Here is a 13,598-nt window from a genome sequence, read left to right on the forward strand (position 1 = left end):
TTAGCGGGTAGTGTCCATACTGTAATCTTGTTGTTAAGTTCGAAGGGTTTAAGGGATACCGGCTCCCAGTTGCGAGTACAATGACCGAATGCGTCGAGTGTGGGGCCGAAGTGTCCCTGCACGACGATCTGGAAGTTGGAGAGATCGTTGACTGTACGACCTGCGGTGCCGAGCTGGAAGTCGTCGACACCGAGCCACCAGTCCTCGAGCGAGCCCCGGAGCTCGAAGAGGACTGGGGTGAGTGATCTTGCGCGTAGGAATACTCTATTCCCGGATCCGCAAGGACGAGAAGCTCCTGCTGAACGAGCTTCGCGATCGCGACCACGAGGTCGAGAAGATCGACGTCCGCAAGCAGACCTTCGACATCAGCGACGTCCCCGAGACGTTCACCGACCTCGACATCGTCGTCGATCGCTGTCTCGCCACGAGCCGGAGCCTGTACGCCACGCAGTTCTTCGAGGCGTACGGGGTCCCCGTGATCAACAGCCACGAGACAGCCGACATCTGCGCGGACAAGGTGAAAAACAGCCTTGCACTGGATCAAGCGGGCGTGCCCACGCCCGCGACGAAGGTCGCCTTCACCAAGGAGACCGCGATGGAGGCTATCGAGGACTTTGGCTACCCGTGCGTCCTCAAACCCGTCGTCGGGTCGTGGGGTCGTCTGATGGCCAAGATCGACTCTCCCGACGCCGCCGAGGCGATCTTAGAGCACAAGGCGACGCTGGGCCACTACGAGCACAAGGTGTTCTACATCCAAGAGTTCGTCGAGAAGCCCGGTCGCGACATCCGCGTGCTGGCCACCGACGGCGAGCCGATCGCCGGCATGGTCCGCTCGTCGGACCACTGGATCACCAACGCCGCGAAGGGTGCCGAGACGGACGTCTTCGAGCCCGACGCGGAGGCGAAAGAGCTCGTCGAGAAGGCCAGCGACGCCGTCGGCGGCGGGCTACTCGGCATCGACCTCATGGAAACCGAAGACGGATACACCGTCCACGAGGTCAACCACACGGTCGAGTTCAAGGCGTTAGACGGCGCCGTCGACACCGACATCGCCGGCACCGTCGTCGACTGGCTCGAACAGAAGGCCGCTGACGCGACCGAAACCGAACTCGAGGTGACCGCCTGATGGCCGTCGGCACCGACGTCAGCGCCGACGAGAACGCAGCGACGGTCACCGCGACCGTCATCGGTGGCTCCGGTTTCACGGGCGGCGAACTGCTCCGCCTGCTCGCGGGCCACCCGAACGTCGAGATCGCCGAGGTCACCAGCCGATCGAAGGCGGGCAAGAGCGTCGGCTCCGTCCACCCGCCGCTGCGCGGGGCGGACCTGCGCTTTACGGAACCCGAGGATCTCGAGAGCGTCGACGTCCTGTTCGCGGCGACGCCACACGGCGTCTCCATGGGCCAGATCGATGACTTCTTCGAGATCGCAGACACCGTCGTCGACCTCTCGGCGGACTTCCGCCTCGACACCGAGGAGCAGTACGACGAGTGGTACGACGGCCACGAGGCACCCGAGTACCTCGAGAAGGCGGAGTACGCGCTTCCCGAAATCAATCGCGAGAACCTCGAAGGCGCCGAACTGATCGCCGGCGGCGGCTGTAACGCCACCGCCACCATTCTGGGGCTGTACCCGCTCTTCGAGCACGACGTCCTCGACGGCGGGGAGCAGATCGTCGTCGACGTCAAAGTCGGCTCCTCCGAGGGTGGCGCCGGCGGCGGCGAGGCGTCGAGCCACCCCGAGCGATCGGGCGTCGTCCGTCCCTACGCGCCGACCGGCCACCGCCACGAGGCCGAAATCGAGCAGTTCCTCGGTACCTCGGTCGCGTTCACCTGCCACGCCGTGGACATGATCCGCGGCGCCAGCGCGACGAGCCACGTCTTCCCGTCCGGGCCGGTCTCGAAGGGCGACCTCTGGAAGGCCTACCGCGGCTGCTACGAGGACGAACCCTTCGTCCGGATGGCCGCAGGCGGCTCCGGCGTCTACCGCTACCCCGAACCGAAGGCCGTCGCCGGGACGAACTACGCCGAGGTCGGCTTCGAACTCGACCCGCAGAACAAGCGCGTCGTCGTCTTCTCGGCGATCGACAACATGATGAAGGGGTCGGCGGGACAGGCGATCCACGCGGCCAACGTCGCGCTCGGACTGGAGGAAACCGCCGGACTCGAGTTTGCGGGGTTACACCCCGTGGGGGCGCCCTAATGACGGTAGTGGTCAAAATCGGCGGCGCCCGCGCCGTCGATCCCGAAGGCGCGCTCGCGGACGTCGCCTCGCTGGTCGAAAAGGGCGAGGACATCGTTCTCACCCACGGCGGGTCGACCGCCGTCGACGAGACGCTCGAAGCGCTCGGACAGGAGCCCACCTACGTCGAGACGCCCGGCGGCGTCGTCGGCCGCTTTACGGACGAGGAGACGATGGACGTCTTCAAGATGGTCATGCCGGGCAAGCTCAACACGGATCTCGTGGAGAGCCTGCAGAACGAAGGCGTGAACGCGGTCGGTCTCTCGGGCACGGACGGCAAGCTGCTCGAGGGCAAGCGCAAGTCCGCCGTCCGCGTGAAGGAGGACGACAAGAAGAAGATCAAGCGCGGCGACCACTCCGGGACGATCGAGTCGGTCAACGCCGATTTGCTCGAAACGGTGCTCGCGGGCGGTTACACGCCCGTCGTCTCCGTGCCGGTTCTCGGAAAAGAGAAAGCCGGCGGCTACACGGCCGTTAACGCCGACGCCGATCGCGCGGCGGCGGCGATCGCCGGCGCTCTCGAAGCGGACCTGGTCGTCCTCACCGACGTCTCGGGCATCTACGAGGATCCCGACGACGAGTCGACGAAGATCGACTCGGCCGCGACGCCAGAAGAGTTCGCGGCCGTCAAAGCGGCCGCGGAGGGCTTCATGACCAAGAAGGTCATGGCCGCCGAGGAAGCCCTGGAAGGCGGCGCGTCGTCGGTCATCGTCGCGACGGCGAACGCCGACGAGCCGATTTCGGCCGCGCTGACGGGTGAAGGGACGACCCTCGAACCCGACGCGATCGCTGAGAAGGGCGAGGAGGTGGCGCAGTGAGCGACCACGACTTCGTCTCCGGAAGCAAGCCAATCGGCATCGGGCGCGGCGAGGGGCCGTACCTCTATACCGCAGACGGGACGGAGTACCTGGACGCCGGTGCGAGCTACGCGTGCACGCCGCTCGGCCACAGCCACCCCGCCGTCGTCGAGGCGGTACAGGAGCAGGTCGGTGAGCTGACGTTCGTCGACTCCTCCTATCCCGTTCAGGCGCGCCAGGACGCGTACGCCTCGCTCGTCGCGGCCGCGCCCGACGGGTTGGACCAGGCCTGGTTCTGCAACTCCGGGACCGAGGCCAACGAGGCCGCGCTGAAGTTCGCCCGATCGGCGACCGGCGAGTCGAAGATCGTCGCCGCGACCCGCTCGTTCCACGGCCGGACGATGGGGTCGCTCGCGGCGACCTGGAAGGACAAGTACAAGAAGCCCTACGAGCCCCTGGCCGGCGACGTGGAGTTCGTCCCCTACGGCGACGACGAGGAACTCGCTGGGGCCGTGGACGACGAGACCGCGGCCGTAATCTTGGAGCCGATCCAGGGCGAGGGCGGGATCAACGTCCCGCCTGCGGGCTACCTCGAGACGGCCCGCGAACTCACCGCGGAGGCCGGCACAGCCCTCGTCTTCGACGAGGTCCAGACCGGGATGGGCCGGACGGGCCAGATGTGGGCCTGCCAGAACGCGGGCGTCACGCCCGACGTGCTCACGACGGCGAAGGGGCTGGGCAACGGCCTGCCCGTCGGCGCGGTCGCGGTTCGCGACTGGATCGCCGACGGCGCGGCCTCGCACAACGCCACGTTCAGCGGCGGCCCCGTCGTCTCCGCGGCGGTCCACGCGACGATCACGACGCTGGTCGAAGAGGAGTGGCCCGCCCACGCTGCCGAAATCGGCGACTACCTCGTAGACGAACTCGAGGCGGCACTTGGCGACGACGTGCGCGAAGTCCGCGGCGCGGGCCTGCTCGTCGGCGTCGAGTTGAAACGCGGGGCGAACCGCGTCGCCCGCGATCTGGCGCTCGAGCACGGGATACTGGCGCTCCCTGCCGGTCGGACCGTCCTCCGCCTGCTGCCGCCGCTCGTGATCGGGGAGGAGGAGGCGGATCGCCTCGTCGATGCGCTGACCGCAATCATCGCACCCGAAGCCCAGGCCCACTCATGAACGCGACGATGGACGACACGATCGACGTCTCGATCGAAGACGCGCGCAACCTGCTGATCGACCTCGTCTCGATCCCCTCGCCCTCCGGCGAGGAGCGCGCGGCCGCCGAGCGCCTCGTCGAGTTCTTCTCGGCGAACGGTCGGGAGGCCTGGATCGACGAGGTCGGTAACGTCCGCGCGCCGGCCGACGACGCGGTCCTGCTGACCTCGCACGTCGACACCGTTCCCGGCGAGATTCCGGTCGAGGTTCGATCGGCCGACGAAGACGATGTCGAGACCAAGGTGGCCGAGAAAGAAGGTGAGGACGTCCTCTGGGGACGCGGCAGCGTCGACGCCACCGGGCCGCTTGCCGCGATGGCCGTCGCAGCGGTACGCGCGGGCGTCTCGTTCGTCGGCGTCGTCGGCGAGGAGACGAACTCGCGGGGCGCCCGCCACCTGGTCGTCGATCGCGACCAACCCGACGCCGTCGTCAACGGCGAACCCAGCGGCACGACGGGGATCACTCTCGGCTACCGCGGCTTCCTGGCGGGCACGTATGTCGCGACCAGCGAGTCCGGCCACACCTCGCGGCCCGAACCCAACGCGATCCAGCACGCGACCGAGTGGTGGACGGCCGTCGAGAACGCCTTCGACAGCGACGAGTACCAGCCTGTCTTCGAGCGCGTGACTGCCAAGCCGGTCGGCATCGACGGCGGGATCAGCGAGGACGGCCTCTCCGTCGAGGCGACGCTCAAGGTCCAGTTGCGGGTGCCTCCGTCGCTGGACGTCGACATCGTCCGCGAGACCGCCGAGGCCGAACTCGAGATCGGCACCGTCTCGTGGGCCGAACCGATCCCGCCGGTGATGGAGAGCCCCCGGACCGAGGTCGCCCGCGCGTTCCGCGCCGCGATCCGGAAGGGGGGCGGCGAGCCCCGCTTGCTTCGCAAGACGGGCACCAGCGACATGAACCTCTACGCCGGCGCCTGGGACTGCCCGATGGTCACCTACGGCCCCGGAAACTCCGACCTCGATCACGCCCCCGACGAGCGCCTCTCGCTCGACGAGTTCGACGAGTCCGTCGCGGTCCTCGAACGGGTCGCGACCGCGCTCCGCGGAGGTGACGACTGATGGCGACGACCGGGGACGCCGCAAGCGACGCCGACGTCCGTCACTTCCTCGAGATCGACGATCTCTCCGAGGACGAACTGCTGACCGTCCTCGATCGGTCCGCGGAGTATAAACGCGCCCAGCAGCGGGGCGAGCCCCACGAGGACCTCGATGGACGGACGCTGGGCATGATCTTCCAGAAGCCAAGCACGCGGACCCGCGTCTCCTTCGAGACAGGGATGACCCAGCTCGGCGGCCACGCCGTCTTCCTCGGCGAAGACGACATCCAGCTGGGTCGCGGCGAACCGTTGAAGGACACGTCGCGAACCCTCTCGCGGTACGTCGACGCCGTGATGGCCCGCGTGTTCAAACACGAGAACATCGAGGTGTTCGCCGAGTACTCGTCGGTACCGGTGGTCAACGGCCTCACGGACGACGCCCACCCCTGTCAGACGCTCGCCGACTTGCTGACGATCCGCGAACACGAGGGCGGCTTCGAGGATGTCTCGGTCGCCTGGATCGGCGACGGGAACAACGTCGCGCAGTCGTTCGCGATCGGCGCCGCGCTGACCGACATCGACCTGACGGTCGCGACGCCCAAGGGGTACGGCATCGACGACGACGTGCTCGCCCGCGCCCGCGAACTCGGCGGCGATCCGACGATCACGAACGATCCCGTCGACGCCGCCGCGGACGCGGACGTCATCTACACCGACGTCTGGATCAGCATGGGCCAGGAAGACGAACGCGACGTCCGGATGAACGCCTTCGAAGGCTTCCAGGTTTGTTCGGACCTCCTCGAGCACGCCCCCGAGACGGCGGTCATGCACTGTCTGCCCGCTCACCGCGGCGAGGAGATCACCGACGCTGTCATCGAGAGCGATCGGTCGATCGTCTTCGAGCAGGCCGAAAACCGGTTGCACGCCCAGAAGGCGCTGTTGAGCTGGCTGCTCGGGTAGAGCGCGGACACCTTCGCGCTGCGGACCGGCGTCCGACCGGAAGAAACAGGTAGTTTACCCGGACAATGCGATATTTATCAACGATCGAAACCACTCACCGAGTCGGAACGATCCTGTAAAATTATACACGAGTTCGGTATAGGGCGAGTCGGCGGTATGCCGTTCAGACTGCTGCTCGCCGCGCTTCTCATGATACTGGGGCCGGCGGCGCTGATCGCCCTGTATCTGACGTGAGCGAGCGTGCGGGGAAGTGGTATCGCTCGTAACCGGGGGCTGCGCCCCCCTGCCGCGTTTTCCGCGATTCGATCGCTCGGTGGGCGTCGGCCCCGATCGAGCGGCCGATTGGGTCGGCGCTAGTCCCCCGAATCCACGTCCTTTTTGCCTCTGCTCTCCCTCTCGACCGACAATGAGTCTCAGCCTCTCCGCTGCCCGGCCGGACGAGCCGGCCGACGCCGTCGACGGCGTCTGGCTCGAGTGCATCGAGTGCGGCGCAACGTTCGCCCCGTTCGAGGACGTCCGCTACACCTGCGACGACTGCGACGGCCTGTTCGAGGTGCGGTACGCGGATCTACCGACGTTCGACGATTTCGAAGGCCAGGGGGTCTGGCGCTACGCCGACGCACTTCCGCTCGAGGAGGGCGTCACCACCCAAGAGGGCGCGACGCCGCTGTATGAGGTGCCCCGTCTCGAAGCGGACGTCGGCGTCGACGCGCTGCGGATCAAACACGAAGGGATGAACCCCACCGGATCGTTCAAGGACCGCGGCATGACCGTCGGCGTCGCCGTCGCGAAGGAACTCGGCGTCGATCGGCTGGCCTGCGCCTCGACTGGGAACACGAGCGCCGCGCTGGCGGCCTACGGCTCCCGCGGCGGGATGGAGACGCTCGTCCTGCTACCCGCGGGCAAGGTCGCGGCGGGCAAGATCGCCCAGGCGAGCCTCCACGGCGCCCGCATTCTCGAGGTCGATGGCAACTTCGACGCCTGTCTCGACATCGTCCAGGAGCTCGCCGCCCGCGGCGAGGCGTATCTGCTGAACTCGCTGAACCCGTTCCGGCTGGAGGGCCAGAAGACGATCGGCCTGGAGATCCTCGAAGCGTTCCGCCACGACTACGGCGCGTTCCCCGATCGGATCGTCCTCCCGGTCGGCAACGCGGGCAACACCTCGGCGCTGTACAAGGCGTTCCGCGAACTCGTCCAGGCGGGGGAACTCGACCCCGATGAGGTGCCGAAGCTGACGGGCATCCAGGCCGAGGGCGCCGCGCCGATGGTCGAGGCGATCGAGAACGGCGCCGACGAGGTCCGCCGCTGGGACGAGGTCGAGACCCGCGCGACGGCGATCCGGATCGGCAACCCGGTCAACGCGCCGAAGGCGCTGCCCGGGATCCGAGAGACGGGCGGAACGGCGATCGCGGTCTCGGACGAGGAGATCACCGAGGCCCAGCGCGACCTGGCGGGCGAGGGGATCGGCGTCGAACCCGCCTCCGCCGCGTCCGTCGCCGGTCTGCGAAAGCTCCGCGGCGCGGGGATCGTCGACGACGACGAACGGGTCGCCTGCCTGACGACGGGCCACCTGCTCAAGGATCCCGACGCCGCGGCCGCCGCGGGCGCCGACCCCGAACCGGTGCCGGCCGACACCGAAGGAGTCCTGGAGCATCTCCGGAACTAATCGGGCCGAAATCGCGATCGTCCGCTCCGCGCACGACCGCCGTCTGACGCGTCTGACATCCGACTGACTGACTTTTTTGATCGTCTACGTTGCTGATGCGTTCATGTCCGCCGAGCAGCGACGCGCCGACTCCGGCGTTCGTGAATCGACCTCCACTCGAACCGGTTCCGACCGCGGTTTCCCGCCCGTCACGACGCCGTCGATCGATGCGACGAGTGCCGAGCGTCCGTCTCCGATGGCGTCCCACATCGAACAGACCCGCTTGCGTGCTCAGGTCGCCGCGCTCGAACGCGAACTCGCGGCGAGCGAACGCCGCCGACAGGCGATCGTCGACCAGTACGAACGCGTCCTCGACGATCGCGATCGGTCGATCGCGGAGACTCGCGCCTCCGAGCGCCGATCCGACGAGGGACGCCGCGCGATCGTTCGACGGCTCGTCGCGACGCTGCGCTGAGTAGCCGCTCGAGGCGGTCCATCGCGGCCGTTCGATCGGGCGCAACGTAGCGTCTCGACTCCGACTCCCGCCTTGCTCTTCGACGCCGCGACGCTCCGTGTAGAACGAGTCCGTCGAATTTTATTTCGGAACCGATGCTAGAATTTAAATAGGATACCGGCGATCACCTACTGTGTGGGATGCTAATTACCGATGGTTAATGTGGGATCTACTTCGGTCTGCCCCGAGTGTGGGGGCACGGTTCGGCCGGCGGAAACGGAACTCGTCTGCGAGAATTGCGGTCTCGTCACCGACGAGGACGCGATCGATCGCGGTCCGGAGTGGCGATCGTTCGACGACGACGGGTCCGATCCGCGTCGAACCGGCGCGCCGCTGACCCGATCGCGCCACGACCGCGGACTCTCGACGGAGATCGGCTACGGATCCGGCTCCGACGTCGGTTACACGACGCGACTCACCGGCCGGAAGCGACGCCAGCTCGCCCGGTTACGGCGGGAGCACAACCGAGCTCGACTGTCGACCAAGGCCGATCAGAATCAGGCCTACGGCTTCACCGAGATTAAACGCGTCACCGGGCGGCTGTCGCTCTCCGCGTCGATCCGCGACCAGGCGTGTGCACTGTTCGATTCGGCGCAATCGGAAGGGCTGTTTCAGGGCCGGTCGCTCGAGGGGTTCGCCGCCGCCGCAATCTACGCCACCTGCCGGACGCGGTCGATCGCCCGGACGATCGACGAGATCACGGCCGTCGCGCGCGCCGACGCGAACGAACTCAAAGCCGCCTACGCCGCGTTGAACCGCGATCTCGGGCTGCCGACCGGCCCGATCGAACCTACAGAGTACCTGCCGCGGTACGCCTCGAAGCTCGATCTCGACTCGCCCGTCGAACGGCGCGCTCGAGCCCACGTCGATGCCCTGCTCGCGGCGCGCGCGATCGGCGGCCGCAATCCGAGCGGGGTCGCGGCGGCCTGTCTCTACCGGGCTGCCAACGAACGCGAGGAGTGGCCGTCGGTGACCCAGGCCGCTGCGGCCGAGGTCGCCGACGTCGCGCCGGTGACGATCCGATCGACGGTTACGACGCTTCGAGAACTCGGGGTGGACTGACGCGTGCGGTCACCGGCGACTCTCGACGAGACCGGCTACGATCACGTCGTTCGGAGGTTGTCCGTACTCGGCTCGTAGACCTCGCCTTTCTGCTTTAACTTCTCGATCTCGTGTTCGGCCTTGGACTGATCCATCCCGATCTCCTCGGCCCGTTCCATGACGATGTCGACCGGCGCGCCCTCGTCGTATTCCTCCTCGATGTCGCCGATCAGCTGCTTCAGGTTCTTGATCCGATCGCGCTGGGACTTCGAGGTGCCGGCTTCGACGATGTCCGCGTCGAACTCGCCCGTCTCGGGGTCGACGCCGATGTCCTGCAGGCACGATCGGACAATCTCGATGACCTGGTCGGCGTCGTCCTGTTCGACGGTGTCGGAGAGGCGAACCCGCGCGCTGGCCTCCGAGAGCCGCACCAGTGCCTCGAGTTTGCGGGCGGTGACCGGCACCGCCGCGTCCTCGTCGGTCCCTTTCGATCGGAGATCGACGTAGAAGTCGCGGATCGCCTCGCGGGCCTCCTCGGTCATCCGCGGGTGGCAGTTTTGCTTCGCGTAGGCGATGTACTTGCGCAGCAACTCGGCGTCGATCACGGGATCGACCTGCTCGGTCATCTCCTCGATCTCCTCGTGACTGACGTCGAGGTTGGTCATCCGCTCGCGCTGAGTCGTTAACTCGCCCGCGTAGTTGGTCGTAAGGATGTGTTCCGCGAGATTCCGATCCTTGTCCTCGTTTGGCTGGTCTGTGACCGTGAAGATGAGATCGAACCGCGAGATGAGCGCGGGCTCTAAATCGATCTGCTCGCTGATCGGCTCGTAGTGATCGAAGCGGCCGTACTTGGGATTCGCCGCGCCGAGCAGCGAACATCGGGACTTGAGGGTCGCGTTGATGCCCGCCTTGGAGACCGAAATCTTCTGCTGTTCGAGGGCCTCGTGCATGGCCGATCGGTCCTCGGAGTTGTGGACGATCATACCGTTGGCGATGAAGTTGTGTGTGCCTTCGACAGTAAGATCGTACACTCGAGGCTGATCTCGCCGTTCGATTTCCTCGAGAAGTACTGAGAGATTCTGTCGTTTCTCGTCGAGTAACGCTTCGCAGACGGATCGGACGACGTCGAAGTTGTCGACGTCAACGGCTCCCGAGAACCACCGTGAGACCGTCGATCCTGCAACGTCCATCTCCACGGCGACTTGCTGGAACGAAATGCCGTACATCCCGAGTCGGTTGCGAAGTTCGTCCCACGTTTCGGCCGGTTCGTCCGTCTCGAGCAAGGACCGCGCTCGCTCTCGAATCGAGTCGACGGTGGACGCACCGAGTTCATCAGCGAGTTGCTGTTCGAGAACTCGAACTCTAGTGTCGGTATGGTCCCGGGACTCTACCGAGTCTACTGCAGTTACGCGACGCCACTTCACGTCGCTCCCGATTAACACTCGGAGCGGCTCGAGATCGACTGAGGCGGGCGTTTCGAGGATCTCACGTAGTCGGCTCCCCACTCGCTCTCGAAGATCGGTATTCCTTCCCCATCGAGCGGACAACTGCTGCTGGGAAAGCAACATCTCTGCGGCCAGTTCCCGCTGTGAGACGTGGTACTGCTCTCGGAGTTCTTCGAGGCGTTTCCAAGATGTCTCGGAATCGAGTTCTTCGCAATGGTCACTGGCCGCTTCCTTTCGCTCCTCGAACGTCTCGAGTATCGTTTTCGAGAGTCGAAGCGATGCGTTCGCATCTCCGTTTTCGAAGTTACAGTAGGTCGCATCGCTCTTGAGACCGCACTCGGACTGATGTAATCGGAGTGCACTGCGGGTCTGTTCGAACAACTCACCGCACTCGGGCAGTACGTCCAAGATAGTTCGGGTTCCCGTCGTTCGTTCGCAGGCCCGTTCTAGCGCACGCTGTTTTCGATCGAGAGTAAAGCTGATATGCCGCTCGAACGCCTCGAGTGACTGATCGGACGTGATCGCGAGCACGAACAAGTCACGCTTGTCGTCCCGATCTCGCGTCTGGATCTGGCTCGAGATCCCGAACTCAAGGAGGAGCATCTTCGTTCCGAGGAGCAGTTCGTAGCTCGAGGAGTAAATTTTGACCGCTCGTTCATCGACTGTTCCCTCGGAATCTGCGAGGGCACGAACGAACGCTGCTTTCGTCTCTCGGGATGCGTTCGTTATCGTCTCGGGGAGTCGTTTTCCATCGTAGGTCTCGAGGTTCGCACCTGATTCGAGAAGTCTATCGACGTACTGCTTTCCGTGGATTCGAACCGTTTCGACGCCGTCACTCCGCTGCTCGCTGGGATAGCGGACAGCTTGCGTATCGAACGCCTCCTCGCAGACTTCCTCGAAGTCGTTCAGGAGTTCTTCTTCCTTGTTCGTGAAGCGGAATCCATAGCTTCCGCCCTCTCGATCGTAGAAGACGTTCCCATCGCCAGCGATATAGCCTAGAACCGCGCCGTGTGCGGCAGTTATTTGATCGGTTTCCGATTCTGCCTCGGAGGCTGGAAGAACACTTACGCCGCCATCGGCTATCTCTGCTGGGATTTTCTCAGGTACGTATACCCAGTCGCCTTCGTGAAGATGCTGGGCTTGCCGTTCCTCGTGCGTTCCGTCTTCTAAGACGAAGAAGGGATGATCCGCGGTAGTCGTTAGCTCTTCTCCGCTCTCTAATTCGACTCTCCGGAATTCTTCCGGTGCGTCGTATTCGTGGATTGCGAGAACGTCGCGTTTGACTACGTTTCCGTCATCGGTCATGGTCCAGACGTCTATGTCGACGTCTCGGATCGTCCGGCCGTTCTCGAGTTCTTCAATCGACCCGTCAGCTATCGCTTCGTGTGCGAGTTCACGAATTGGCCTGATTCCGCTATTAGTATGGACAAGTGTGTCTCCTGTTACACACCGCATCTTGTCGAGTTCGTCGACTGCCGCGATGCCCTGATCTGCGAGAACTAAAGCGCCGGCTTCGAGGGTCCACTGCTGTCCGTCGCCGAAATCGTCCCTCACAGCAGCGGCGGTAAGTCCGGCCGAGGACGAACCCTTACCGGAGGTGTAGACGGACCGAGGTGCGATATTTTGGATGTACCCCAGCATCTGCGATTTACCCGTACCCGGATCGCCGATCAGGAGCATGTGCAGGTCGCCGCGGATCCGCGAGCCGTCGGGCAACTGCTTCGTGACCCCCGAAAACAGCTGGAGAATCATCGCGAGTTTCTCCTGATCGTAGCCGTAGATCGAGGGTGCGATCGAGCCGACCATCTGCTCGTAGATGTCGTCCTCTCCGGAGAGACGGACGATCTCCTCTTTGTCCTCGTCGGTGATGTCCATGTCCTCGAACTGCTCCTCGTCGATGTCGACGGACATCCCCTCCATGTAGAAGTCGAAGACGGGCGATTTCTCGCCCTGGCTCTCCTGCTGTTCGAGCCGGAGGACGCCGGTGGCAGAGACGTGGTCGCCGGGGGTGACCTCGCCGGTGATGTCGTCCTCGATGTGGACGTCGAGCGATTGTGGGGTCTCCCCGCCGCGGAGGCCTTCGGGGCTCTCCTGGATGCGGAGTTTCTGGGAGTCGACGAACTCGGACTGGTCGAAGTTCACCCGGAACGGGCCCTGTCGTTCGCAGCCCTGGCACTCGTGGGGCTCCTGGAAGTCGCCGCTGGACTGGGGGACGCGGGTCAGGGTGCCACAGAGCTGACACTCGAAGGCGGCTTCCTCGATCTTCGGCCGGACGTCGGTCGCCTTTCGAACGATCCCCCGTACCTGAACGAGGGAGTTCATATCGCGGGCGCGGATCTCCCGGATCTCGGGCGACTCGGTCTCGGGGAGGTTCCGTACCCGGACGTGGGCCTGGCCGAGACTGACGTCGATCGGCAGGTCGTACAGTCGCAGCGCCTCCTCCGCATAGCGCTGGAGCTGTTCGGGCTGATTGATGAGGTCGTCAGCCAGATCGGGATCGTACCGGTAGAGGTCCTGCCAGTCGACGTGGAGCGACCGCTGTTCGTTGGGGTACCGCTGCGCAAGCTGCTTGATCTCGTTGTCGTAGTAGTTGCGGAAGAACTGCTCGAAAGCATCGACGAGTTCCGTGTTGCCCGCTTGCGCCATTGCACTGTGGTAGGGGCTGCATCGGGTATAAATGGTGGCAAAGCGGGGCGGAA

The 13,598-nt window shown here is 65.1% G+C and carries 11 protein-coding genes; 10 read left to right on the forward strand and 1 reads right to left on the reverse strand.

What is annotated here, in order from left to right; translation table 11 throughout:
* Positions 1-80 precede the first annotated feature (80 nt).
* From lysW to MUH00_RS08765, 10 genes are all read left to right on the forward strand, one after another.
* Positions 81-245, forward strand: coding sequence for a lysine biosynthesis protein LysW (lysW, locus tag MUH00_RS08720; protein ID WP_005554620.1), 165 nt, complete (start codon positions 81-83; stop codon positions 243-245).
* Positions 242-1,126 carry a lysine biosynthesis protein LysX gene (lysX, locus tag MUH00_RS08725; RefSeq protein WP_247003703.1) on the forward strand — a complete coding sequence of 295 codons (885 nt, stop codon included), beginning with the start codon at positions 242-244 and terminating at the stop codon, positions 1,124-1,126. Before lysW ends, lysX begins: the two co-directional genes overlap by 4 nt.
* Positions 1,126-2,202 carry an N-acetyl-gamma-glutamyl-phosphate reductase gene (argC, locus tag MUH00_RS08730; protein ID WP_247003704.1) on the forward strand — a complete coding sequence of 359 codons (1,077 nt, stop codon included), beginning with the start codon at positions 1,126-1,128 and terminating at the stop codon, positions 2,200-2,202. Before lysX ends, argC begins: the two co-directional genes overlap by 1 nt.
* A complete protein-coding gene (locus tag MUH00_RS08735; RefSeq protein WP_247003705.1) occupies positions 2,202-3,059 on the forward strand; it encodes an acetylglutamate/acetylaminoadipate kinase in 858 nt (285 codons plus the stop codon). Before argC ends, MUH00_RS08735 begins: the two co-directional genes overlap by 1 nt.
* Positions 3,056-4,210 carry an aspartate aminotransferase family protein gene (locus MUH00_RS08740; RefSeq protein WP_247003706.1) on the forward strand — a complete coding sequence of 385 codons (1,155 nt, stop codon included), beginning with the start codon at positions 3,056-3,058 and terminating at the stop codon, positions 4,208-4,210. Before MUH00_RS08735 ends, MUH00_RS08740 begins: the two co-directional genes overlap by 4 nt.
* Positions 4,207-5,316 (forward strand): [LysW]-lysine hydrolase, encoded by a 1,110-nt coding sequence (locus tag MUH00_RS08745; protein WP_247003707.1) that lies wholly within the window; start codon positions 4,207-4,209, stop codon positions 5,314-5,316. The genes MUH00_RS08740 and MUH00_RS08745 overlap by 4 nt, the downstream gene beginning before the upstream one ends.
* On the forward strand, positions 5,316-6,254 hold the full coding sequence (gene argF / locus MUH00_RS08750) for an ornithine carbamoyltransferase (RefSeq protein ID WP_247003708.1): 939 nt from the start codon (positions 5,316-5,318) through the stop codon (positions 6,252-6,254). The genes MUH00_RS08745 and argF overlap by 1 nt, the downstream gene beginning before the upstream one ends.
* A 406-nt stretch (positions 6,255-6,660) precedes the next feature.
* Entirely contained in the window at positions 6,661-7,920 is a 1,260-nt protein-coding gene (thrC, locus tag MUH00_RS08755) for a threonine synthase (protein ID WP_247003710.1), read from the forward strand.
* Positions 7,921-8,155: 235 nt separating this feature from the next.
* Positions 8,156-8,374, forward strand: a complete 219-nt coding sequence (locus tag MUH00_RS08760; RefSeq protein WP_247003712.1) for a hypothetical protein — start codon at positions 8,156-8,158, stop codon at positions 8,372-8,374.
* 192 nt (positions 8,375-8,566) lie between these two features.
* Positions 8,567-9,475, forward strand: a complete 909-nt coding sequence (locus MUH00_RS08765) for a transcription initiation factor IIB (RefSeq protein ID WP_247003714.1) — start codon at positions 8,567-8,569, stop codon at positions 9,473-9,475.
* 41 nt (positions 9,476-9,516) lie between these two features.
* Here the strand turns inward: MUH00_RS08765 and MUH00_RS08770 are convergent, their stop codons facing one another.
* Positions 9,517-13,545 carry an LAGLIDADG family homing endonuclease gene (locus MUH00_RS08770; protein ID WP_247003716.1) on the reverse strand — a complete coding sequence of 1,343 codons (4,029 nt, stop codon included), beginning with the start codon at positions 13,543-13,545 and terminating at the stop codon, positions 9,517-9,519.
* Positions 13,546-13,598 lie beyond the last annotated feature (53 nt).

The sequence above is a fragment of the Halosolutus gelatinilyticus genome (assembly GCF_023028105.1).
Lineage (GTDB): Archaea > Halobacteriota > Halobacteria > Halobacteriales > Natrialbaceae > Halosolutus > Halosolutus gelatinilyticus.

Bases quoted from the DNA above. Each gene is read 5' to 3' on its own strand.
- MUH00_RS08770 (WP_247003716.1), bottom strand. From the start codon at position 13,545: ATGGCGCAAGCGGGCAACACGGAACTCGTCGATGCTTTCGAGCAGTTC.
- MUH00_RS08765 (WP_247003714.1), top strand. From the start codon at position 8,567: ATGGTTAATGTGGGATCTACTTCGGTCTGCCCCGAGTGTGGGGGCACG.
- argF (WP_247003708.1), top strand. From the start codon at position 5,316: ATGGCGACGACCGGGGACGCCGCAAGCGACGCCGACGTCCGTCACTTC.
- MUH00_RS08760 (WP_247003712.1), top strand. From the start codon at position 8,156: ATGGCGTCCCACATCGAACAGACCCGCTTGCGTGCTCAGGTCGCCGCG.
- thrC (WP_247003710.1), top strand. From the start codon at position 6,661: ATGAGTCTCAGCCTCTCCGCTGCCCGGCCGGACGAGCCGGCCGACGCC.
- lysW (WP_005554620.1), top strand. From the start codon at position 81: ATGACCGAATGCGTCGAGTGTGGGGCCGAAGTGTCCCTGCACGACGAT.
- MUH00_RS08745 (WP_247003707.1), top strand. From the start codon at position 4,207: ATGAACGCGACGATGGACGACACGATCGACGTCTCGATCGAAGACGCG.
- argC (WP_247003704.1), top strand. From the start codon at position 1,126: ATGGCCGTCGGCACCGACGTCAGCGCCGACGAGAACGCAGCGACGGTC.
- MUH00_RS08735 (WP_247003705.1), top strand. From the start codon at position 2,202: ATGACGGTAGTGGTCAAAATCGGCGGCGCCCGCGCCGTCGATCCCGAA.